Origin of the sequence: Methylomonas sp. MS20 (genome assembly GCF_050275925.1) — a bacterium.
In the GTDB taxonomy this organism is placed as follows: Bacteria; Pseudomonadota; Gammaproteobacteria; order Methylococcales; family Methylomonadaceae; genus Methylomonas; species Methylomonas koyamae_A.
In genome coordinates this window covers 3,518,326-3,541,812 of the sequence record NZ_CP189962.1, presented here as the reverse complement: position 1 = coordinate 3,541,812, position 23,487 = coordinate 3,518,326, and the positions used below count along the sequence as shown (strand labels likewise).

Sequence of the window (23,487 nt, the reverse complement as noted above, 5' to 3'; positions counted from 1 at the left end):
ACATTGCCGCCGAATAGGGTTTTGCCCGCAGTGTCATCGGATTTAACAAGTTGAGGTGAAAACCTATCGTTGTCTTCGAGAAAGCACGCGGCGTTCCCGCAACAACGATAACCGGCATCTAACTGTAGCCGAAAAATCTCGGAAGTCCGTCAACAGGTCTCCGAAACATGCGCGCGAATATGGCCGATTAACGTGGCGCGGTTTGGATTGAAGGCGGCTGAAATGGCGGTGGAGCCGTTTTTCGCGGCAATGTCGCAAGTTCTAGGGCTTCGGAAAGACCGCCGGATGTTAGTCGATAGTCTGAGTCCAGCGGCAGCGTTGCTTGACGGTTTCGGCGGTATGCGGATTGGCGATGCCCTTGGCGATCAGTGCGATGACTCGGTCGTCGGTATCGTAGCCGACGTGGGCATCCATTGGATTCGCCAGTTTGCCTAGGCCGAAGGCGTCGTAGACCCGGGCCACGTTGATATTGATGTTGGTGACGTTGACGCACAGCCGCGAATCCAAATACTTGTTTGCGAAGTCGTGCGGGATCGCGTAGCTGAGTAGGTCGTTGGGGTCGCTGAAGGCAATGATCGAGGTTTTGGCCATGATGCGTTCGGCGTATTTGGCACCGTCGGCTCGGCAATAAGCGGCCGATTGATTGGCGACTTCGGGCAACGAGCGCCCCAATTGCAGCATCGGCAATTGGTTGGACATCATGTAGATCGGAATTTCCTTATTTTTAAGAATATTGGTTAGTGCCGTGTAATAGCTGGCGGTTTCGCCGTTGCCCAGCTTGGCGGCGATTTTCTGCAGGCCGTCTATCGTAATTCGGCTGCCCAGGCTGTGCGAGACGAAGGCATAGCTATCGTTGTAAAACGGCGTGACGTTCTTGGTGGTGCAAACTTGGCGCACTTCATCCGGCAAACTGTTCCAGTCGCCCTGTATCATCCAGCAAAACGACTGGGCGAAGGCCGACAGGATGTCTTCGCGTTTCTCGCCCAAGTAAATGATTGGGTCCGGGCCGGTGTCGTTGGAGAATTTTTTCAGCAGATCGTTGACTTCGGCGCGCCGAAACGACTGTTCCCCGGAGTTGTCGTAGGACAACACTTCTTTTTCCTTGGCGGTGATTTCCGACCAGGTCAGCTCGTAAAATAGTAATTCTTGAGTTTGGCTGGCGTCCAGATAGCGGTTGATACGCAAATTGCCCAACGGCTTTTCCGGTACCGTCGTATCCGCCAATTGGATATTTTTGACGTTTTTGCTGGTGACGGTCAGGTCCAATTCCTTGGTCAGCTTTTCCATGAACTGCGTGGAATAGCCGGGCAAATGATTGCCGACGCCATGCACCATCAAAACCTTCATCGTCCGCTTGGGGACTTCGAGTTGCGGTTTAATGCCGTTGAATTTGTCGCCCTTGATTTCGCAGACCCGGGTATCTTCCTGATCCTGCTTTTCCAATATCGCTTCGGTGATGCCTTTGCCGATGCTGGAGCAGCCGGTCGTTACCAGCGCCATCGTTAGTAGTAGGGGGATGCAATCGAGTCGGTTCATGGGGCGAGTTTATAAGTGGTGTTTTGCCGATCGGCGCTTCGAAAATTATTTATCCAGTTTCTTTTTGGCGGCGTCGGCTTCCGCGCCGATTTTTTCGACGGCTTCCCGATACTTGGCCTGAGCCTGGTTGGCCGATTCGGCGATGATGGCATTGTCGGTATTGGCTTCCTTGATCAGGCATTCGAAATAATCGCGGGATTTTTGCTGCCAAGTGTTGATTGCGGCGATACTTTTATTGAAAGTATCCACGTCGCTGTCGTCGATGACCGGCGCGTCGGGTTTGACGCCGCAGCCGGCGGGTTGCCAAGCGCCGCCGGACAAGGTGCCGGCCGTGGCGGGGCCCGCGAACAGCAGGGCGCAAAAGCTGAAAGACAGAATCGGGGTTTTCATCGGCGGACTCCTTGAGTGTCGGTAGGGTGGATTAACTGAGCATCTGGCGTATGTGTTCGATTTCATCCTTGGCCTGATCCAGCACGTTGATGCTCAGATCGGCGTCCAGATTGCCGGCGGCGATTTTTTTATAGGCCGGCAAGTCGTCCATTTTGGGCATTTTCTTGATGTCGACCTTGCCGATGAAACTATGCAATTGCGAGATCATTACAATATCGCAATAGCTGGCCTGGGCGCCGCCGTCGCGGTACCAGTTTTCGGCCTGAATGATGACATCCTCGAAATCGCTGGGAAAGTCCCATTTGCGAACGATCTGCACGCCGATCGGTGCGCGCAGTTCCCGCACCGCTTCGGCCAAGTCGTCGGGGTTGGTTAGAATGTCGGGTTGGCGGTCGGCGTAAGCCAAAATCGGTACGACGCCGATGTCGTGAATCAGGCCCGCCAACATGGCGCGGTCCGGGTCGAAGCCCGGTGTCTTGTGCGCCAGTACCGCACTGATCGCCGCGACATAGCTGCTATGCGACCAGAGTTCCTGCATCTTGCGGCGTATCACCGGCGATTTGGCATTGAACACCGCCTTCAGCGCGAACGCGGTGATGATGTCCTGGGCGGCTTTCAGGCCTAGCCGGGTCAAGGCTTCCGGGCAGCTTTCGATTCGGCGGCGGCCCCTGTATAGCGGACTGTTGGAGATCTTGATCAAGCGCGCGGTGATGCTTGGATCGATCTGTACGACGCGAGCGATTTTATTGCTGTTGGCACTGGGTTCGTTGATCGCCCGACGGATTTTCACCGAGACGTCGGGAATGGTCGGTAAAGCCAGGGAGTCGGATTGCATGTATTTGAAGCAATCCTGGTACAAGCGGTTTTTCGCCAGTTTGCTGTTTAGCGGGGGAGATATGGCCTCGGTCATTGTGTCGCTTAATTCGGACAAGCACGGGGGATTGGTTTAAAATCCGCCGCTTATGTTTAATCACCAATCGTCTATGAATCCAACATCGCCGGATGTTATCACAAGCCTGACCACCATTAGAGACTATATTCGCTGGGGTGCCAGCCGTTTCGCCGAGTACGGAATCTTTCTGGGGCACGGCACCGCGGCCCCGCTGGACGAAGCGGCGGCCATCGTATTGCATACCTTGCATCAGCCCTACGATTTGGCCGAGGCCTATCTGAACAGTGTGTTGACGATGTCCGAGCGCCAGGAAGTCTTGAATCTGATCGAGCGCCGCATCGTCGAGCGCAAGCCTTCGGCCTACCTGACCCATGAAGCGATTTTCGCCGGCTTGTCGTTTTACGTCGATGAGCGGGTGTTGGTGCCGCGCTCGCCGATCGCCGAATTGATCGCCGAGCGCTTCGAACCCTGGGTCGACGAATCCGAGGTGTTCAATGTGCTGGACCTGTGCACCGGTAGCGGCTGCATCGCGATCGCATGCGGCTACGCCTTTCCGGAAGCGCGTATCGATGCGCTGGATTTGTCGGAAGATGCGTTGGCGGTCGCTCAAATCAACGTCGAGAAACACGAATTAACCGAACAAGTCGAGCTTTTCCAATCCGATCTGTTCGAACAACTGCCGGTCAAACCCTACGACATCATTGTCAGCAATCCGCCTTACGTGGCCTTGGCCGAGTGGCAAAGCCTGCCGGCCGAGTTTCACGCCGAGCCGGCCATGGGCTTCAAGGGCGGCGAGACCGGGTTGGATCTGGTGATTCGCATTCTGGCCGACGCCAACCAGTATTTGGCGGAGCAGGGCATCTTGGTGGTCGAGGTCGGCAGCAGCGCCGAAACTTTGCAGGCGATGTTTCCCAACGTGGCCTTCCATTGGCTGGAATTCGAACGCGGTGGCGACGGCGTATTTCTGTTGACCGCCCAACAGGTCGCGGCCCACCACACTCTTTTTGCTAGCGCTTTATAGATCATGTCCGGAAATACCATAGGTAAACTGTTTACCGTCACCACCTTCGGCGAAAGCCATGGCCCGGCGCTCGGCGCGATCGTCGATGGCTGCCCGCCGGGATTGGAACTTTGCGAAGCCGATTTGCAATTCGATCTGGATCGCCGCAAGCCCGGCACGTCGCGCCACACCACCCAGCGCCGCGAAGCCGACGAGGTCAGGATTCTGTCCGGCGTGTTCGAAGGCAAAACCACCGGCTGTCCGATCGGCTTGTTGATCGAGAATACCGACCAACGCTCCAAGGATTACGGCAAAATCGCCGACAGCTTCCGTCCCGGTCACGCCGATTACACCTACCACCATAAATACGGTTTTCGCGATTATCGCGGCGGCGGCCGTTCGTCGGCGCGGGAAACCGCGATGCGGGTCGCGGCCGGGGCGATCGCCAAGAAATATTTGCTGCAGCAGCACGGCGTGCAGGTGCGCGGTTATTTGTCGCAATTGGGGCCGATCAAGATCGAAGCCTTCGATTGGCAGGAAATCCCCAACAATCCGTTTTTCTGTCCCGACGCCGGTAAGGTTGCCGAGATGGAGCGTTACATGGATGCCTTGCGCAAGGAAGGCGAATCCATCGGCGCCAAGATCGAGGTCGTCGCCAGCAACGTGCCGCCGGGCTTGGGCGAGCCGATTTTCGACCGCCTGGATGCCGAACTGGCTTATGCTCTGATGAGTATCAATGCCGTGAAAGGCGTGGAAATCGGCGACGGCTTCGAGTGCATCGCTACCAAGGGCACGCAATTTCGCGACGAAATCACCCCGGACGGTTTCTTGAGCAACCACGCCGGCGGCATCTTGGGCGGCATTTCCACCGGGCAGGACATCGTCGCGCGGATTGCGTTGAAACCGACGTCCAGTCTGCGCTTGCCCGGCCGTAGCATCAATAGCAAGGGAGAGCCGATAGAGGTGGTTACCGAAGGCCGTCACGACCCTTGCGTCGGTATTCGAGCCACGCCGATCGCCGAGGCGATGGTGGCACTGGTGCTGATGGATCATCTGTTGCGCCACCGCGCTCAAAACCTGCACGTCGATTGCGGATTGCCGATCCTACGTTAAATGCCTGTTCCTTACTGGCGTTTATCGAGTTTTTACTTCTTTTATTTCGCGACGCTGGGTTCGTTCCTGCCGTTCTGGAGTCTGTATTTGCGGCAGGTCGGGTTTGCCGCCGATCAGATCGGCGAGCTGACCGCGCTGATGGTCGCGACCAAGATCGTCGCGCCCAATTGCTGGGGCTGGTTGGCCGACAAAACCGGCCGCAATCTGGGCCTGATTCGGCTGACCTCGCTGCTGGCGGTAGTCAGTTTCGCGGCGTTTGCCTATCGTAGCGACTTTCGTTGGTATGCGGCGGTCACGATATTGTTCAGTTTTTTTTGGAACGCGACACTGCCGCAGTTCGAAGCCGCGACCTTGTTTCATTTGAAAGCCGAGCCGCAACGTTACAGCCGGATTCGGCTGTGGGGGTCGATCGGGTTCATCACGGCAGTGTTGGGCATAGGCCGGTTTGTCGACGCTTTCAGTATCGCTTATTTGCCGCTCATCATTGCCGGCTTGATGATTCTGAATTGGTTGACCGCGCTGATCACGCCGGAAGCGGCGCCGCGTCACGCGAGTCGCAGCGGCGATGCCGGTTTGTGGCGGGTGCTGCGCCGGCCGGAGGTGTTGGCATTTTTGCTGGTCTATCTGTTGCTGCAGGCCGCGCACGGGCCGTATTACGTATTCTATTCCGTGTATTTGCAGCAACACGGTTATTCGGCCAGCGCGACCGGTCTGCTGTGGGCGTCCGGCGTCGCCGCCGAAGTGTTAATCTTCGTCGCGATGCGGCCCTTGCTGAAATGGATAGGACCACGCGGCCTGTTGCTGGCGTCCATCGTACTGAGCGTGGTGCGCTGGATGCTGATTGCCGACGCGGTCGACTCGCTGGCGCTGACCGTTGTCGCGCAACTGTTGCATGCCGCGACCTTCGGCGTGGCCCATGTCGTGGCGATGCAGTTGCTATTTCAATATTTCGGCGAAACCCATCAGGCCAAGGGCCAGGCCTTGTACAGCAGTGTCAGTTTCGGAGTCGGCGGCATGTTGGGTAGTTTGTACAGCGGTTACTTCTGGGCGTTGCTGGGCGGGCGTCTGGTTTACATCATCGCCGCGCTGATCTGCTGTCTGGCCTTGCTGGCGGCTTATCTGGGCGTTGCTCGGGAAAGCCGGCCGCGAATCGGTTAAAATTTGTCCGAAGTCACTACGAGGAAACGAAAGAGTGTTCGAGGTAATCAGAAACGGCGGCTGGATGATGGCGCCCATCATTTTATGTTCCATCGTCGCGATGGCGATTATCGGCGAGCGGTTTTGGTCGCTACGACGCAAACGGATTTTGCCGGTCGATCTGGTGCCTTACATTTGGCAGTTACACCGCGAGCACAAGTTGGACGAGGCGGCGATCCGCCGGATCAAACTCAGCTCGCCGCTTGGGCGGATACTGGCGGCCGGCTTGGTCAATCGTAAGCATGGCCGGGAAATCATGAAGTCCAGCATCGAGGAAGTCGGCCGCCAGGTCGCTCACGAACTGGAGCGCTATTTGAACGCGCTGGGTAGTATCGCATCGATTACGCCGCTGTTGGGCCTGCTCGGTACCGTGGACGGCATCATTCGGGTGTTTTCCGACATCGCGGTCGGCGGTATGGGCGACCCGGCGGTGCTGAGCGGCGGCATCTCCGAAGCCTTGATCTGTACCGCTTCCGGCTTGACGGTGGCGATTCCCAGTCTGTTCTTTCATCGCTATTTCGAGCGTTTGGTCGACGACCACGTGGTGCGGATGGAAGAGGAGTCGTTGCGTTTGATCGACATCATGCAGGGCGCGCGGGAGGAAACCTGATGGACTTTCGCCGCAAGCGCCGGGCGCCGGTCGACATCGGTTTGATTCCGATGATCGACGTGTTGCTGGTGTTGCTGTTTTTCTTCATGGTGGCGACCACGTTTCGGCATCATTCCGAACTGAAGATCAATCTGCCCGAAGCCCAGGGCAACGACACTCAGCCGCGCGGTAAGGAAATCAATCTGTACGTGGACGCCAAGGGCGTTTACGCGCTGGCCGGCGACGATAACCAGTTTCACGAACTGGTCAACCAAACTCCGGAAGGTTTGCGGGCCGAACTTGCGAAACTGGCCGGCGAAACCCGTTTGTTACCGTTCATCATCAGCGCCGACGGCAAGGCGCCGCACCAGGCCGTCGTCGGCGCGCTGGATGTCGCCAATCAACTGGGTTTTCATCATATTACCTTTGCCGTGAATAAGCCGGAGCCGCGATGAAAGCGAGACTGATCCGCTGGTTTGAGGATGCTTGGTACAAGGAAATGTATTTGTCCGCCTGGCTGATGCCTTGGTCGATGTTTTATGTCGATGCGATACGGCTGCGGCGCTGGCTTTACCGGGTCGGCATTTGGAAGACGGTCAAGCTGCCGGTGCCGGTTATCGTGGTCGGCAACATCACCGTCGGCGGTACCGGCAAAACGCCATTGGTGGTGTACGTTGTCGAATGGCTGAAAAGCCAAGGCTATCGGCCCGGCGTGATTAGTCGTGGCTACGGCGGCGCGAAAGACCAGAAGCCGCGCTGGGTCACCCCCGCCAGCGATCCGGCCCAGGTTGGCGACGAAGCGGTGCTGTTGGCGGCGCGTTGCGCCTGTCCGGTGGTGGTTGGCGCCGACCGACCGGCCGCCGGCCGCGAGTTGCTGTCCAAACAAGCCTGCGACGTGCTGGTGTCCGACGATGGCTTGCAACATTATGCGTTGGCACGCGACATCGAAATCGTCGTGATCGACGGTCAGCGGCGTTTCGGCAACGGCTATTGCCTGCCGGTCGGGCCGCTACGCGAGCCACCGGAACGTGTTAAGCAGGTGGATTTGGTCGTCGTCAACGGCGGTAACGAGCTGTTGGAACGCGAAATTGCCATGCAATGCCTGGGCGATGTGTTGGTCAATCTACAATCCGGCGAGCACCGGCCGCTGGCTGAGTTTGCCCGCCTGGATTGCCGGGCGATTGCCGGGATCGGTAACCCTCAGCGTTTTTTCCGGCAGCTGGCGGAGGCCGGTTTGCGGTGTTCCTGCACGGCGTTTCCCGATCACCATATCTATACCGCCGCCGATCTGGGTGGCGACGATGGCACACCGCTAATCATGACCGAGAAAGATGCGGTTAAATGCCGCTACCTTGCTCGGCCGAATTTCTGGTATCTGCCGATCGCCGCCGAATTGCCGGAGGCGTTCTCTCAACAATTGCTCACACTACTGAAAGATAAAGCCCATGGATAAAAAATTGCTCGAGATCTTGGCCTGCCCGATCTGCAAAAGTTCGCTGATCTACGACAAGGACAACCAGGAATTGATCTGCAAGGCCGACAAACTGGCCTTCCCGATCCGCGACGGTATTCCGGTGATGTTGGAAGACGATGCTCGCGAACTAAGTTTCGAAGAAGCGGAAGCCTTGCGTAAATGACCGCGTTCAAAGTGGTGATTCCGGCGCGTTACGCGTCCACCCGTTTGCCTGGTAAACCGTTGCTGGACATCGCCGGCAAACCGATGATCGCCCATGTTTGCGAGCGGGCGCTGGAAGCCGATGCCGAGCAAGTCGTCGTCGCCACCGACGATAGCCGAATATTCGATACGGTGTCCGCGCTGGGAATACAAACCGTGATGACCGATCCTAATCATCAATCCGGCACCGAACGCATCGCCGAAGTGGCGGAAAAGCTCGGCTGGCGGGACGGCGACATCGTTGTCAATCTGCAGGGCGACGAGCCCTTGATACCGCCGGCTTGCGTCCGCGATGCCGCCAAAGCGTTGGCCGGTCAGAGCCAGGCCGGCATTGCGACCTTGGCCGCCAAAATCGAAGACGGCGATGAGGTCTTCAATCCCAATGCCGTCAAAGTGGTGCTCGATCAATACGGTTACGCGCTGTATTTCAGCAGGGCGCCGATACCCTGGCATCGCGCCAGTTTCCCGGATTGCCGCGACACCGCCGGATTAAACATGCCTTATTTGCGCCACATCGGCCTTTACGCCTACACGGTCGGATTTTTAAAGCGCTATTGCGGTTGGAGCCCATCGCCGCTCGAAAGTGTCGAGGCGCTGGAGCAGTTGCGCATTCTCTGGCACGGCGAGAAAGTCTTGGTCAAGATCATCGACCGGATCCCGGAAGCCGGTGTCGATACCGAGGAGGATTTGCGGCGGGTTGCGGCACGACTGGCGCGGGCTTAGATCAAGTGGTTTCAGCTTGCATCGCTGGGCGTGTATCGCCGCGATTCCGCTCGGGTCCCGCAGCCGACAGCTTGGCTGATTCAAGCCTAATTCTAATGGTACAATACACGGCTTTATGCCTGCCGCCGGAATCGTGGCCGGGAAGTTGCAATTAACGTGTGGTTGTCTATGAGTAAACTGAAGTGTGCCGTGATCGGTGCGGGATATTTAGGGAAATTTCATGCGGAAAAATACGCGTCGTTGAAAGACTGCGAGTTAGTGGCGGTCGTCGACATCAATCCCGAAGCGGCACAGTTGGTGGCGGAAAAACATGGGGTCGAGGCCATCACCGATTATCGGGCGTTGCTGGGTAAAGTCGATGCGGTCAGCATAGTCGTTCCGACCAGTCTGCATCATCAGGTTTCCAAGGATTTTTTGAATGCCGGCACGCATGTCCTGGTCGAGAAGCCGATTACGGTCACGGTCGAGGAAGCCGACGAACTGATCGCGATTGCCCGCGACAAGCATGTGATCTTGCAAGTCGGACATTTGGAGCGCTTCAATCCGGCGGTGCGAGGTCTGGAAAAACTCGAAGAGAAGCCGCTGTTCATCGAATCTCACCGCTTGTCGCCGTTCAATCCGCGCGCCAACGACGTCAGCGTCGTGTTGGACTTGATGATCCACGATATCGACATCATCCTGGCCCTGGTCGATTCCGAAATCGAGAAAATCGATGCTAGCGGTACCTCGGTATTGACCCAGGGTACCGACATCGCCAATGCCCGCATCACCTTCAAGAACGGTTGCGTCGCCAACGTGACCGCCAGCCGGATCAGCATGAAAATGGAACGCAAGATGCGGATGTTCCGGCCCAGTTCCTATATCTCGGTGGATTTTCAAAATAGGGTATTGATTAAGCATAAGACCGGCGACAAGGAAATGTTTCCCGGCATTCCGGAAATCGTCACCGAAGAGTCGGTGTTCGAAAGCGGCGATGCCTTGCTGGAGGAAATCAAACATTTCGTCGCCTGCGTGCAATCCGGCGACAACCCGTTGGTACCGGGCGAAGCCGGCCGCAAGGCCCTGGCCACGGCGATCGAAATCAGTCAATTCTTAATTCAACGCTAGAGGGCTTGCGATGATTCCGATGGTCAATCTGAAGGCGCAGTTCGCCGACATCAAAGACGAAATCGAAGCCGGCATCGCCGCGACGATCGACAGTTGCTCGTTCATCCTCGGCCCCAACGTGCAAGCGTTCGAAAAAGAAGCCGCCGACTATTTGGGCGTCAAGCATGCCATCGGCTGCGCCTCCGGCACCGACGCCTTGCATTTGGCCTTGCTGGCGCACGGCATCGGGCCTGGCGACGAAGTGATTACCAGCGCGTTTACCTTCATCGCCACCGCCGAGGCCATCAAATATGTCGGTGCGACGCCGGTATTTGTCGATATCGATCCCGGCACCTTCAACATCACGCCGGATAATATCAAGCGTGCCATCACCGAGAAAACCAAGGCGGTGATGCCGGTGCATTTGTTCGGTCAACCGGCTGATCTGCCAGCGATCCGGGCCATTTGCGATAAACACGGTCTGAAGTTGATCGAGGACTGCGCCCAGTCTTTCGGCGCAACCGTCGCCAATCGTCAGACCGGCAGTTACGGCGACGCGGCCGGTTTCAGCTTCTTTCCCAGCAAAAACTTGGGCTGCTTCGGCGACGGCGGGCTGGTGACGACGTCATCAGACGAAGCCGCCGCCAAGATCAAGCAATTCCGCAACCACGGCTCCGAAGTCCGTTATTACCACGACGTAGTCGGCTACAACAGCCGCCTGGATGAATTGCAAGCGGTCGTGTTGCGCGCCAAGCTCAAGCGTATCGATCAGTACAACGCGGCTCGTCGGCACGCTGCGCATTTGTATTCCAAATTGCTGGCCGATCTGCCGTTGACGACGCCATTCGAGGACGGCGTCGGCGTGCATGTCTATCATCAGTATACGTTGTTGTGCGAGCGTCGCGACGAGGTGATGAAGGCTTTGCACGACCGGCAAATCTCCAGTGCGATTTACTATCCGGTGCCCTTGCACAGACAGAACGTGTTCAAGGACGATTGCGCGGGCGTCTCGTTGCCGGTGACCGAGGCCGTGGCCGCCGAATGCTTCTCGCTGCCGATTTGCTCCAATTTGGCCGACGACACCGTCGCCGAAATCGCCGATGCGATTCGCGGCGTCTTCCAAGCTTAATATCCAAGATGTAGGGTGGGCTAAGCACAACGCAGCCCACCAGCCACTCACAAATGACTAAGCGACCAGCGTACACGGTGCTGTTCAGCGCCGGCGAATCCTCCGGCGACCGGCACGCCGCCCACATGTATCAGGCAATGCGCGCCACAGATTCGGGAGTTCGCGGCCTGGGCATGGGAGGCAGCGCGATGCGCGAGGCCGGCATCGACATCCGCTACGACTCGTCCGGTATCGGCGTGATCGGTCTGGTCGAAGTCCTCAAACACTATCGGGAAATCCGCCGGGCGCTCAAGATCATGCAGGCCTTGGTTGTCGCCGAAAAGCCGGATTTGCTGGTGTGCGTCGATTACAAGGAATTCAACCTGAAGCTGGCCCAATTCGCCAAGCGGCTGGGCGTTAAGGTGTTGTTTTACGTCAGTCCGCAAGTGTGGGCCTGGCGGCCGGGTAGGGTGCTTACCTACGGCAAAGCCATCGACATGATGGCGGTAATTTTTCCGTTCGAAACCCGTTATTATCAGGCCGAAGGCGTCCCAGTCCGCTATGTCGGCCATCCGTCGGTCGATAAAGTAAAACCGCTATACGGCCGCGACGAAGATTTCAGCCGGTTCGATCTGGACCCTCTGCGGCCGGTGATCGGTATCCTGCCCGGTAGTCGAAGCAATGAAATTAAGCGCATGCTGCCGGTGATGCTGGAGGCGGCCGCCATACTGGCCCGTCGCGCACCTAAACCGCAATTTCTGTTGCCGCAGGCCGATAGCGTGGATGACGAGCAAATCCAATCCGCGCTAAGTCACGCCGGTGTCACGGTCCATGTGGTAAAACATCAAACTTATGATGCGATTCAATGCTGCGACGCGGTGATGACCACGTCGGGCACCGCATCCTTGGAAATCGCGTTGCTAACGGTGCCGATGGTGATTGTTTACCGCTTGGCCGCGTTCAGTTATTGGCTGGGCAAGCGCTTGGTCAGAATTCCGTTCATTGGCTTGCCGAACATCATCGCCGGACGAGCCATCGTCAAGGAACTGATTCAGGATGACTTGACGCCGGACAATCTAGCGGCCGAAGTAGAACGTTTGTTGGCGGACCGTGCGTATCGGGAAAATCAAATCGCCGACTTGCGCTCGGTCAAGCAGGCGCTGGGCGAGGGCGGTGGTTCCGCGAACATGGCGACGCTGGCCTGGGAAATGCTGAAGGCCGGCGCTTAGCGCGGTTTTTGGGCTATTATCTGCGCGTGGAGGATTCTTCTCGCACGCCGACGGAAGCGGAACATGAGATTGAAAAAAACCTTGGGTTTTATCGTTAAGTTGTCGATCAGCGCCGGATTGCTGGCTTATTTGTTTAGCGTGGCGGACATCGATCAGTTTGTCGGACGCATCGCCAGCTTGGGCCCCGAGTTCGTGGTGTTCGGTTGGGTGTATTACGCGGTCTGCCAATGGATTTCGGCCTATCGCTGGCAATTGTTTCTGGTCGCCGAAGGTGCCAGCGTCTCGGTCTATCGATTGTTCAAATTCTACATGGTCGGCATGTTCTTGAACAATTTCATCCCCGGAGGTCTGGGCGGCGACATCGTTAAGGGCTACCGCCTGCATAAAACCATTAACAATCCAAACCTCGCCATCGTTTCGGTGTTTCTGGAACGCCTGACCGGTTTGGTCGGGTTGACGGTGTTGGCGGTTGCGGTTTCGCCGTTCAATCTGGTCAAGCTGCAATCGCAGACCGCGCTTTTGGCGGTGGCCGGATCGGCGCTGTTTTTGCTGTTGTTGATGCTAGTGATCTGGTGTCCGCCGATGGCCCGCTTGAACCTGTGGTTGTCTAAGAAGCTGTTTCCCAAGGCCTTGGGCGAAAAGATCGCCCAGTTGTATATGGCGCTGTATTCGTTCCGCAATCATCGCCGCACCTTGTTGGGGGCGACGGCGGTATCGACCGTGCTGCAATTGATGTTCGCCATCTACTACGCCTTGGCCGCCAAGGCCTTGCATATCGATGTCGATCCGATTTATTTCATTTTGTTTTTGCCGGCGATTACCATCGTGACGATGGTACCGCTGTCGATCGGCGGATTGGGCATCCGCGAGGGCGTCATGATCGGGTTGTTCGGCTCGGTCGGGGTGTCCAGCGCCGACGTGTTGTCGATTTCGCTCAGCGTCTACAGCATCAATTTACTACTGAGCCTGTTCGGCGGACTGATGATGTTCGAGCGTCGGAAGGCCGGTAACCCGCGAGAGGCCACTTAGAATGTTGGCGCGGCTGACCCAAATTCCCCGGAATTACTATTTGTTCGCGGTCGGTTGGTTCGCCGTGCTGTTAGGCGTCCAGGCCGGCTGGTATTCGATCCCGTCTTCGGCGGCGTCCAGCTTCGGCAGCGCGAGCCTGCAACTGAGCGAGCACGCCGCTATCGGCTGGGAATTCGCCGTGCGCGCCGGACTGCTCTGCTATGCGGGCTTGGCGGTCGCCGCGCTGCGCGGGACTGTCGTTTTTCGGCGGCAGGTGATCGGCGCCGGCTGGTTGTTGTTGCTGTTAACACTGGCGTTTCCGTATGTGATGAATCATTGGTATCCGGAATACGGGCTGGATACCCGGGTGATTTATCGGCAGGTGGATAGGGTGGTGGACGACATGGAGGCCGGCTTGAACTGGCAACACTTCGACTGGCGGGAGAGTCGGATCATAATGACTCAAATGCCGCCGGATACGCTCAGCGCCACGGTGTTCGAGGACGAATGGGGCGTCAAGGCGGCGTTGCCGGAATATCAGACTCATGTTTTGCAAAATGTGCTCGGCTATTCGAACGAGTTTTTGAATTCGGTCGGCAAGGGCTGGATCTTTGCGATTCTTGGGTTGATTCTGACCATATTGCCGGCCCGTTGGCTGATTCCGGTATCCGCCGAAGCTGAACGATCGCCGAAGCTTTGGCCGATGTTCGTCGTGGTATTGGCCGGTTTGTTAATACCTAAATGGCTGGCTTATTATTACGTCGATCAGGGTAAAACCCGTTATGCCGCGGGCAATTGGCACGAAGCGGCGGACAATTGGCGGCGAGCGGCGTTCTGGAATCCGGGTGTGGATTACGCCTTGCCGTATTTCGCCGATTTGGGTGAAATGGCGCAAGCAAAAGAATGCGTCGCTTGCCCGGAATGGCCGCTGTTCGAACTGGCCAAAGCAGTCAGGACCGGCAATTACGCGCGCGCCGAACAATTGGCCGGCGAGCCGCTGACCCAACGCTTGGTCGAGATGCCGGCCTATCGATACTGGCTGTCGGCGGTGTTTCTCGAATACGGCGTGCAGGCGTTCAATGCCGGCCAGTACGGATTGGCCGAGGAATTGTGGAACAAAACCTTGGTGCAAATGCCGACCTCGGCGATGGCTTGGTATGGACTATCGTTGGTCTATTTGAAATACAAGCAATTCGAAAGGGCCGCCGAGGCGATCAATCAGGTGGTCGCCTTGCAGAAGTTCGTCAATTTCCGAAAGATGACGGTCTCCGGACAATATTGGGCGACCAAAAGCTGGGCGGCGTTCCGGCGCGACGATCCGGTGGCGGCCCATCAGCTCTATACCAAATATCTGACGCCGGACAGTTGGAAATAATATGGGTACGAACGGGATTCGGCACTGGCTGCCGTCGTTAGGCGCGTTGCTGGTGGCTTCGTTTTTGATCGCGTTGTGCCTGGCGAATTGGTTGCTACCGATTCGCCAGGGTCCGATTCGGGACCAAATGCCCGACGGTTGGATGGGCGCCGAGCATGCGGAGCGGCGCGCCTACTTTCGGCAGACATGGCGTTTGCCGTTCAAACCTGAACACGGCTGGGTCGCTCTGGCTGCCGACGATTACCAGCTGATGGTGAATGGCCGGGTGGTCTCGTGGAACAAATATTCGATCAACGCCTCGCTCCCTTTTCAAACCCGCTTTTCCGATCGTGCCCAGGGCCAAGTTCCCCATAGTTGGGATATGCCGCGCAACCCGACCTCGCAACGCGCCGCCAATGAAGAATGGCGCGTCTTGCACTACATCGACATCACCCCGTATTTACTGCCCGGCGAGAATACTCTGGCGGTCTACGTACAGTCGCAACACCTGCCGCGGCTGGCGATTAAGGGGGGAGCCAGTGGCGAGGGGCTGAAGGCTGATATCGACGGACGCGCCGAGGCTTGGCGAGCGCTGGATGTGGCGGCCAATTTGACAGGTAAGCGATTTTTCGAACCCGGTTACAACGAAACAGAGTGGCCCGCCGCGCGGCCTTTGGGGGAATTGGAGAAGCCGGTTTACGCGCCGGTTGATCCGACGATATGGACGACACCGCGTTCCGAGTTGGGCTTGTCCGGCGTATGGTTGGCCGGCGATATGCGTCTAGCAACCGAATTGGTGGATTTGCATCGCGTCGCGGGCGATTCGGCCTGGGTCAGAATCGGCTGCGATTGGCCGTACTACCTGTTTTGGGATGACGAGTTGGTCGGTGCCGGCGGTGGCGGCGGCGGAATCGAAGCCTTCGATATGACCCGGTTTCTGGCTGCGGATCGAGGTCGGCTCAGCGTGCGGGTCGTTAGACCGAACAGCGAAACCGCTCCGCCGGTGTTGTTTGTCGATGGCCGTTTGGGCCAGCGGGTGTTGGACGGCGGTTTGCATTGGCAAACTCAAATTCAAGCGCATCCGGATTGGTTGTCCGGTGCCGGCCAATGGATCGCGGCCGCGACATTGTCGGCCGACAGTCGGTTGGGGGCGTTGAAGCTGCAAACCGCCGAGCCTATCGATGCCGACTGGATGGTTCAGTTTTTGAGCTTGTGGCTGGTATCAGCCGGCGCTTGTTGGTTGGCGGTGCGCTTGTTCCGGCTCGGGGCAGGCGCGTCGGCGGAAGGCTATGCCGGACGTGGACCGTCGGGCTTATTGGCAATCGGAGCGATTGCGGCGCTGATGCTGATTGCGTTGCGAGTCCGTTACGGCGAAACCGACAGTGTCCTGTGGTTGGAAGATCCTGTTTGGCGTCCGATCTGGATGGGATGGGTGCCGACAGTGACTTTGCTGTCTTGGTGGTTATTGCGCCGCCCTGCTTTTAGCGTGTCGTGGCCGGAGACGGGGCGGTGGGTTCGCGACTCGCGTCTGTGGCTAGGGCTGACATTAGTGGCCGGTTTTGCATTGCGTTACTATCAGATTGGTTTCGACGATTTACAAGCGGACGAAAACGTCAGTTGGGACGCTTCGCGCGGTATCCTGAAGGGCTTGTCGCCCGAGGCGGTTTCGGGCGTGTTGTACACCCGTTCGCCGCTCTATCATTACGTGTTGGCCTTATGGTTGGCGGTCTTTGGCGACAGCAAGGAAATCGCCCGAGGTTTGTCGATAGTGCCGGGTTTGGGCGTGATAATCGCCGCGTATTTACTGACGCTAAGAATCGGCGGACGGCGCGGTTTGGCGCTGTTGGTCGCGGTATTGCTGGCCTTCGATCCGTGGCAGATCTTTATTTCCCGGATTATCCGGTTTTACCAGTTTATGCAGTTTCTGGGTGTGGTCAGCGTCTATCTGTTTTTGCGCGGCTTTATCTGGCGAGACGGTCGCCGCTACCAACATTGGTTCTTTGTATTCTGCACCGCGACGGCACTGAGTCAGGAAGTATTCGTGATTACCTTTCCGGCGTTTTGTATCGCCGGCTTTTTGTATTACAAACCGTTCGACTGGCGCGCAGACAGGTCGATATTGATCGGATTCGCGACGATGATGACGGTCACGATCGCCGATATGGTGATCTTTACGATACTGTGTTTGACCCCGCACGTCGGTATCGCGACGTCCAGCGATTCGATCATGAAGCTGCATTTGATCAACCCGCATGTCTTCATCAACTTGTTTTTGCTGGGCAACCAGCGCATGGCCCTGGCTTATAGCGTCTTGGTGGTTTCGGGGTTTTGGTATTGGTTCAGGGGGCGGAAATCCAATCCGGCCATTGTCACGTTGTATTTGCTGGTCTTTGTCAGCGCATTCGTCGCGTCGGTGCTGTTAATGCAGATCGCCAATCGCTACGTGTCGCCGTTGTATCCGTTTCTGATCGTGTTGGCGGTGTTGACCGGGCGCGGTTGGATAGACGTGCTGGCTGAACGTATTTTCGGAATCGGTGGCACCGTCGAGGTGTTGCGTAACCGGTGGCGAACCATCGTCGCCGGATTATTGCTGACCCTGGTTCCGTTTCAATCCGATCCTCTGGCGCTGGTGGATGCGTATTCACGGCCGATCAATATGGGCCACGAAACCGCCTACCACTTTATCGCGGCGCAAAAGTCACCCGACGATAAGATCTTGACGGTATCGCCGATGTCGGCGGCGATAGTCATGGGTGGTGTCGATTACTATTTGATGGAAACCTTATCCTTCGACGAGGTATACCGGCACGCCTCGGTTCAGGGTCAAGTCGTGGATCGTTGGGCGGGCGGAAAACTGGTCACCAACCTCGAGGAATTGAGGCGCTTGTTCAATCAGCATCGACGGGTTTGGGTCATTACCGACGAGATGGAAAGCAAGAAAATGTCCGACGAGTTGCTTGGGTTTCTCGAGCGTACCAGCGAGGTCCGCTACGAATTCTTCGGCGGAAAGGTCCTGTTATGGGATGCCGGACGCGGTCTGTATTGAGTCTAGCTAGTCTCTAGAATGCGGCCGACGACGAAAAAAAGAGTTCCGCAAGCGCCGATGCGCGCGGAGGGTGGAGAAATGCATTTGCTAAACTATGTTAAATGACATAATATTTTCGCGGCATATCGCTTAACTGTTTTGTTGTTTTTAAGGTATTTGAATTTTTTTCTTGGAAATTCAATATCTAGGCTTGTGGCATTGTTTGTGCTCTCTTAGGAAATAGTGTGTTTTCACTTTTCCATCAGAGGTAGCAACATGGCGCAAGAATTGATCGTCACGAATTACGAAACCACTGCCCAACACTTAAACACCGGCGGTTTAGTCCTGGGCGCCGGGCTGGCAATTGCTTCGATGATTCTGGTACCGGCCCTAGCGATGCGTTTGGGGTTAAGCACTAGCTTGACCGGCGCGTTGCGCATCGCTTTGATGAAGGCATCCAGCAAAGCCGCGCGTGGTAAGTGCTGAACGGTAAAGTGTGCCTGTGATTTCGTCATCCATTAGCCGCCACGGGCCAAGGCGTTTATAATTCCTCCGGTTTCAGGCAAGGAATGATTAGGATTGGATGATATGGCGACGACCGAAAACGATAAAAACTGCGATTTGTGCGGGCTGACTGTCGAAGTCAGCGGTTTTGAACTTAAAACCGTCGAGGGCGACAAACAGTTCTGTTGCGAGGGTTGTAAGGGCATCTTTCAGATGCTTCATGAAGAACTGATACTACCCGACGACCACGATACAAAATCCCAACCTACTCGGAGCTAACCAGAGGATCGTTATGGCGCACAATCACGACAAGCAGGCGCGTTCACCCGACTCGTCGATGAGTAAGCAGGTTGTCGCGGGAACACTGGCTACCGCAACCGTCAACACTGGAGGAAAATTGATGAGCAAAATTGCAAAACATCCGATTTTATTGTTTGGCGCCGGCATGGTCGCCGGTTATTTCGTATACAAATACCGAAAAGAAATCGTGGCCAGCGCGGCAAAGACTATCGACGCCGGTAAGGATTTCGTATTGCATCAAAAGGAAACGCTGGAAGACATCGTCGCCGAAGCGAAAGAAGAGAATTGATCGCGTTGATGCGAACCCGGTTCTTCGATTCTGTTTTAAGAACGGGCGACAGCCGGCAAAGGTGTCGCCCGTCTTTGTTTCTATCCCATTGATATGGCCATACAAAGAGAATTTGTTCTGCGTTATCGCCACGAGGGCCACCTGCGCTTTCAACTGCCGGAGCGTGCTTGTCGGCCAAGGGCCGCCGAGGCGCTGGTAAACCGGATGCGCGAGCTGCCGGGTGTCCGAGCAGTCGATTTGTTTCGTGGCCAACGCAAGCTGGCGATCCGTTTTCAAGAAGCGGTCTGCGACTTTACCGGTTTGGCGCGCGCCATGCACAAAGCACTGGCGGAGTTGGAAGCTGAAGGGTGTTTCGACGACATCCCCGCGACCAAAGCGGCCGGCCGTTTGGCCCTCGGGATCAAGCGGCGACTGAAAAACACGCGGGTTGGCGCTTGGTTCGGTGAGAAAGTCCAGGCGGGCAAGGAAACCGTCGAGGCGGCCAAAGTGCTCGGCAAACTCAGTAGTAAAGGCCCCAAAGCCTTATTCAAGGATCCCGAGAAAGCCGTGATCGACTTTCTGAACGACGTGTTGGTACTGTATTTGATCAAAGCGCACTGGCCGCGAATTACCCAGCAATGGCTGCCCAGACCATGGGCCTACCGCTACGAATGGCTGGCGGTGTTTTATATGTTTTTCTTGTTGGTCAGATCCCGTAGACCCAAATAAGCCGACTGGCCGTGGCCCGGCGCGGTGCGCCGGGTTGTTTGGTCAGTCACATCGAGGAGTGCAGTCTTAATGGTTACCGATAACAACCCCTATCGGCATTTTGAGGTCCGGCACCAATTACGCAACCGGATCAGAATCGTTACGCCGGTGTTGGTCGGCGATCCCGAGCGTAGTTACATTTTCGAAATCCTTCTTAAAAAAAGACCGGAAATTAAGCTAGTACGCTCGGTAATTGCGATCGGTTCGGTTGCAATCGAATTCGACTCGAGTCGGCTTCCGGCTAAAAATCTGTTGATTTTGTTGGATGCGGTTCTCGGCAATATCGCCAGTAAGCGGCGGCTCGGCGTAGCCGATAAGAAAAAATTGCCCGAGGGACCATTGGCCGACATCGATTTGGCGGTGGAAGGCATGAGTTGCGCGTCTTGCGCGCTGTTGATCGAAATGGTCCTGAATCGCGACGAGCGGATCAAAAAGGCCAGCGTCAATTTCGCCACCGAAACCGTCAACGTCCAAGGTTGCTTGACCAAGGCCGATGTCATCGCAACCATCGAAAAACTTGGCTACAGCGCCTTGCAGGTCGATACCCTCTCGCAGCGGAAAAAATTGATCGAAAAGGAGTTACAGAGAATTGACGTGGCCCGGCGTCGATTTGTATGGGCAGGGCTGCTGACCGCGCCGGTAGTGGCGGTAGCGATGACGATGCGCACCGGTGTTTGGCTGCACTGGTTGCAATTTGCCCTGACCACGCAAGTGGTGTTCGGTACCGGCAGCCAGTTTTTCGTCAAGGCCTATCGGCTAGCCAAGCAGCGCGCCGCCAATATGGATAGTTTGATCGCACTCGGCGTCGGCTCGGCCTATGGCTACAGTTTGCCGGCTTTGTTCGGCCGGCGTAGCCACGTCTATTTCGAGGCGGCGGCGGCTATCGTCACCTTCGTGTTGCTCGGGCGCTATCTGGAAGAACGCGCGCGCGGCAAAGCCGGCGAGGCGATCCGCAAACTGGTGGATCTGCAACCCCAAACCGCAACCTTATTGACCGAAAGCGGCGAAGAGCGGCGGGTGGATGTCGACGAGATTCAAGTTGGCGATGTGTTGTTAGTGCGTCCCGGCGAAAAAATTCCGACCGACGGCGTCGTCATCCACGGCATTTCCACCGTCGATGAATCGATGATTACCGGCGAAAGCATGCCGGTCGTCAAAGTGATCGGCAATACGGTGATTGGCGGCTGCGTCAACGGAAACGGCGTATTGCAGGTGCGGACCAGCGCCATCGGCATGAATACCGTGCTGGCCGGCATCGTGCATATGGTCGATCAGGCGCAAGCCGCCAAGCTGCCGATTCAAAAGCAAGTGGACAAGATCTCGGCGGTGTTCGTGCCGGCCGTCATTGGCTTGTCCGCGCTGACGCTGTCGGGCTGGTTGATTGCCGGAGCGCCGTTTGGGATGGCGTTCGGCAATGCGATTACCGTGCTGTTGATCGCCTGCCCCTGCGCATTGGGATTGGCGACGCCCGCAGCCATCATGGTTGGCACCGGACAGGCCGCCAAGCAGGGGGTCTATATCCGTAACGGCGAGAGTCTGGAAATCGCCAGCAAGCTCAACGCCATCGTATTCGATAAGACCGGGACGATTACCGAAGGCAAGCCCAAGGTCGTCAAAATCCACAAGGTCTCGCGCATCGCCGAAAACAAGCTGCTGATGCTGGCGGCTTCCGCCGAAAACAATTCCGAACATTTCCTGGGTAAGGCCATCGTCAAACATGCCGAAGAATTGGGAGTGGCCTTGCACGACTGCGCTTATTTTTACAGTGAGACCGGGCACGGCATCCGCGCCGAAGTAGACGGCTACAAGTTGCTGATCGGTAACCAGGCCTGGTTGCAAAGTCATCAGGTTGAGGTTCACGGATTGGCGCAGCCGGCCGATACCGCCGCCGCGCTGGGACAAACGCCGGTTTTCATGGCGGTTGACGGCAAGGAAGCCGCGGTATTCGCGATCGCCGATACGCCGCGACTCGAAGCTGCCGCCGCGATCGAGCGTTTGCATCGGATGGGTATCAAAACCATGATGGTCACCGGCGACACCGAAAAAACCGCCTACGCCATCGCGTTTCGGGTGGGAATAGCCGACGTGGTGGCACAGGCCAAGCCGGACGACAAACTCCGGATCATTCGGCAATTGCAGGCGGATGGTCTGAATGTCGGCATGATAGGTGACGGCATCAACGACGCGCCGGCATTGGCTGCCGCCGATGTCGGTTTCGCGGTCGGTGGCGGTACCGACGTGGCGATAGAATCCGCCGATCTGACGTTGGTGCAAGGCGACATCGGCAAAGTTACCGACACGATAGAACTCAGTGCCTTCACGATCAGCGTGATTAAACAAAACCTGTTTTGGGCATTCGGCTACAACACCATCGCCATCCCGGTAGCGGCAATGGGCAAACTTAACCCGATGATCGCCGCGGCAGCCATGGCGTTGAGTTCGGTGTCGGTCATCGTCAATTCACTCAGACTCAGCAAATAAATGGACCACCAAATGCACGGCATGGATCATGCGATGCATGGCATGACGGAGATGGCCGCCGCTAGCGGTTTCGACTATACCCTGGCATTCGCGGCAGGCTTTTTAGGTAGCGGACATTGTCTGGGCATGTGCGGGGCCTTGGTATCCGGCTTTTTCATGAAGGCCGGCAAAAGTCGAAGCTATTGGCCTTATCTGGCTTACCAAGTGGCCCGTATTACGGTGTATGCGACGATAGGCATGGCCGCTGCGACCCTGGGTGTCGTGTTGATATCCAGCGGCTTGTTCGGCAAGATTCAAAGTGTGCTGCAAATCACGATGGGCTTAGTTGTCATTGCGTTGGCGATGGGGGTTTTGGGTTGGATACCCTGGCAAGGTTCGCTTCGATTAATCCCGTTGGGAATGTTGCGTAAGGGTTACGCCACGGCGAATCAACGAGGACCTATTGTCGGCTCGATCATCGCCGGACTGTTAAACGGCTTGATGCCATGCATGCTAACCTTCGCGATGGCCGTCAAAGCCACAACCGCGACGAGCGTGCTGGAAGGGGGGGCGTTAATGTTGGCGTTTGGCGCCGGCACCTTGCCGATGATGCTATTCATCAGCGTGGCATTCGGCAAAATGAGCGCGAAACTGCGCGGTTTCATGTTCAAGGCCGCCGCGGTGATTATGCTGGTGATGGGCTTGAACACGATCAACAACGGCGTCAGCTTTTACATGGACCAGGACTTCGACCACAGTCATTTCCTGTTCTATCTACAAACCCAGCTCGATCTGGCGATAGCGTTTCTAAAGAACATGATGGACTACTTGTCGAGCATGATAGACAGCATACGCAACAAGTAGCGCGCCGCAAAAAATGCTGGATTACCTCGCCGTTTTTTGTATAATGGCGAGCCAATTTGCTGGCGTAGCTCAGTTGGTAGAGCAGCTGATTTGTAATCAGCCGGTCGCGGGTTCGAGTCCCATCGCCAGCTCCATATATATCAAGGCCTTACGAGAAATCGAAGGCCTTTTTTATTTTCTGGGGTTACGCCGGGGTTACTTTGCGGCGCGGTTGCTCACAATGTTTGCCGTTTTCCAAGCTCGTCCGGATTAAAAAATCTGGCACCGCTCCCGACGCCTACCGGATAACCCCGGCCATCAATCCAGGCAATGGGTAATTTGTCGGTTTAGTCAGTTTTGTCGGTAGGGGGTGGCCCGCGTTTATAACGGGTGTCGATCCCGAAGCCACGGCCTACCGG

At 56.7% G+C, this 23,487-nt stretch carries 23 protein-coding genes and 1 tRNA gene; 21 read left to right on the top strand and 3 right to left on the bottom strand.

Features of this window, described 5'->3' with window-relative positions; translation table 11 throughout:
• Positions 1-288: 288 nt before the first annotated feature.
• From ACQE3D_RS15805 to ACQE3D_RS15795, 3 genes are read right to left on the bottom strand one after another with little or no spacing between them, the layout of a single operon-like run.
• Positions 289-1,536, bottom strand: a complete 1,248-nt coding sequence (locus ACQE3D_RS15805; protein WP_427550987.1) for a hypothetical protein — start codon at positions 1,534-1,536, stop codon at positions 289-291.
• A 45-nt stretch (positions 1,537-1,581) separates the two neighbouring features.
• On the bottom strand, positions 1,582-1,926 hold the full coding sequence (locus tag ACQE3D_RS15800; RefSeq protein ID WP_071155634.1) for a hypothetical protein: 345 nt from the start codon (positions 1,924-1,926) through the stop codon (positions 1,582-1,584).
• A 31-nt stretch (positions 1,927-1,957) separates the two neighbouring features.
• Positions 1,958-2,836, bottom strand: a complete 879-nt coding sequence (locus ACQE3D_RS15795) for an HDOD domain-containing protein (protein ID WP_064028602.1) — start codon at positions 2,834-2,836, stop codon at positions 1,958-1,960.
• Positions 2,837-2,909: 73 nt separating this feature from the next.
• On the opposite strand from ACQE3D_RS15795, the gene prmB reads away from it, so the two are divergent.
• From prmB to ACQE3D_RS15690, 21 genes are all read left to right on the top strand, one after another.
• A complete protein-coding gene (prmB, locus tag ACQE3D_RS15790; protein WP_313729783.1) occupies positions 2,910-3,839 on the top strand; it encodes a 50S ribosomal protein L3 N(5)-glutamine methyltransferase in 930 nt (309 codons plus the stop codon).
• Between the two features lie 3 nt (positions 3,840-3,842).
• The gene (gene aroC / locus ACQE3D_RS15785; protein WP_281020851.1) at positions 3,843-4,931 is read left to right on the top strand and encodes a chorismate synthase; all 1,089 of its coding nucleotides are present in this window, start codon (positions 3,843-3,845) and stop codon (positions 4,929-4,931) included.
• Positions 4,932-6,089, top strand: a complete 1,158-nt coding sequence (locus ACQE3D_RS15780; RefSeq protein ID WP_313729784.1) for an MFS transporter — start codon at positions 4,932-4,934, stop codon at positions 6,087-6,089.
• Between the two features lie 34 nt (positions 6,090-6,123).
• Positions 6,124-6,738, top strand: a complete 615-nt coding sequence (locus ACQE3D_RS15775; protein ID WP_313729785.1) for a MotA/TolQ/ExbB proton channel family protein — start codon at positions 6,124-6,126, stop codon at positions 6,736-6,738.
• Entirely contained in the window at positions 6,738-7,172 is a 435-nt protein-coding gene (locus tag ACQE3D_RS15770) for an ExbD/TolR family protein (protein WP_281020850.1), read from the top strand. Before ACQE3D_RS15775 ends, ACQE3D_RS15770 begins: the two co-directional genes overlap by 1 nt.
• The gene (gene lpxK / locus ACQE3D_RS15765; protein ID WP_313729786.1) at positions 7,169-8,170 is read left to right on the top strand and encodes a tetraacyldisaccharide 4'-kinase; all 1,002 of its coding nucleotides are present in this window, start codon (positions 7,169-7,171) and stop codon (positions 8,168-8,170) included. The genes ACQE3D_RS15770 and lpxK overlap by 4 nt, the downstream gene beginning before the upstream one ends.
• Positions 8,163-8,354: a Trm112 family protein gene (locus ACQE3D_RS15760; protein WP_064028587.1), complete on the top strand. Its 192-nt coding sequence runs from the start codon at positions 8,163-8,165 to the stop codon at positions 8,352-8,354. The genes lpxK and ACQE3D_RS15760 overlap by 8 nt, the downstream gene beginning before the upstream one ends.
• The gene (gene kdsB, locus ACQE3D_RS15755; RefSeq protein ID WP_313729787.1) at positions 8,351-9,115 is read left to right on the top strand and encodes a 3-deoxy-manno-octulosonate cytidylyltransferase; all 765 of its coding nucleotides are present in this window, start codon (positions 8,351-8,353) and stop codon (positions 9,113-9,115) included. The genes ACQE3D_RS15760 and kdsB overlap by 4 nt, the downstream gene beginning before the upstream one ends.
• Positions 9,116-9,283: 168 nt before the next feature.
• Complete coding sequence (locus tag ACQE3D_RS15750; RefSeq protein WP_064028583.1) at positions 9,284-10,222, top strand: Gfo/Idh/MocA family protein; 939 nt, start codon at positions 9,284-9,286, stop codon at positions 10,220-10,222.
• Between the two features lie 10 nt (positions 10,223-10,232).
• Positions 10,233-11,330, top strand: coding sequence for a DegT/DnrJ/EryC1/StrS family aminotransferase (locus tag ACQE3D_RS15745; protein ID WP_313729788.1), 1,098 nt, complete (start codon positions 10,233-10,235; stop codon positions 11,328-11,330).
• Positions 11,331-11,383: 53 nt separating this feature from the next.
• The gene (gene lpxB / locus ACQE3D_RS15740) at positions 11,384-12,538 is read left to right on the top strand and encodes a lipid-A-disaccharide synthase (RefSeq protein WP_064028579.1); all 1,155 of its coding nucleotides are present in this window, start codon (positions 11,384-11,386) and stop codon (positions 12,536-12,538) included.
• Positions 12,539-12,601: 63 nt separating this feature from the next.
• The gene (locus tag ACQE3D_RS15735; RefSeq protein ID WP_313729789.1) at positions 12,602-13,567 is read left to right on the top strand and encodes a lysylphosphatidylglycerol synthase transmembrane domain-containing protein; all 966 of its coding nucleotides are present in this window, start codon (positions 12,602-12,604) and stop codon (positions 13,565-13,567) included.
• 1 nt (position 13,568) lies between these two features.
• Positions 13,569-14,921 (top strand): tetratricopeptide repeat protein, encoded by a 1,353-nt coding sequence (locus tag ACQE3D_RS15730; protein WP_313729790.1) that lies wholly within the window; start codon positions 13,569-13,571, stop codon positions 14,919-14,921.
• A gap of 1 nt (position 14,922) precedes the next feature.
• On the top strand, positions 14,923-17,946 hold the full coding sequence (locus ACQE3D_RS15725) for a phospholipid carrier-dependent glycosyltransferase (protein WP_313729791.1): 3,024 nt from the start codon (positions 14,923-14,925) through the stop codon (positions 17,944-17,946).
• Between the two features lie 255 nt (positions 17,947-18,201).
• Positions 18,202-18,411, top strand: coding sequence for a hypothetical protein (locus ACQE3D_RS15720; RefSeq protein ID WP_064028571.1), 210 nt, complete (start codon positions 18,202-18,204; stop codon positions 18,409-18,411).
• A 102-nt stretch (positions 18,412-18,513) separates the two neighbouring features.
• Positions 18,514-18,708 (top strand): heavy metal translocating P-type ATPase metal-binding domain-containing protein, encoded by a 195-nt coding sequence (locus ACQE3D_RS15715; protein WP_082885523.1) that lies wholly within the window; start codon positions 18,514-18,516, stop codon positions 18,706-18,708.
• Between the two features lie 121 nt (positions 18,709-18,829).
• A complete protein-coding gene (locus ACQE3D_RS15710; protein ID WP_082885522.1) occupies positions 18,830-19,018 on the top strand; it encodes a hypothetical protein in 189 nt (62 codons plus the stop codon).
• A gap of 93 nt (positions 19,019-19,111) precedes the next feature.
• Positions 19,112-19,726: a hypothetical protein gene (locus tag ACQE3D_RS15705; protein ID WP_313729792.1), complete on the top strand. Its 615-nt coding sequence runs from the start codon at positions 19,112-19,114 to the stop codon at positions 19,724-19,726.
• Between the two features lie 69 nt (positions 19,727-19,795).
• Positions 19,796-22,246: a heavy metal translocating P-type ATPase gene (locus ACQE3D_RS15700; RefSeq protein WP_313729793.1), complete on the top strand. Its 2,451-nt coding sequence runs from the start codon at positions 19,796-19,798 to the stop codon at positions 22,244-22,246.
• Positions 22,247-23,089, top strand: a complete 843-nt coding sequence (locus ACQE3D_RS15695; protein WP_064028563.1) for a sulfite exporter TauE/SafE family protein — start codon at positions 22,247-22,249, stop codon at positions 23,087-23,089.
• A gap of 58 nt (positions 23,090-23,147) precedes the next feature.
• Positions 23,148-23,223, top strand: a tRNA-Thr gene (locus ACQE3D_RS15690).
• The last annotated feature ends 264 nt before the right edge of the window (positions 23,224-23,487 follow it).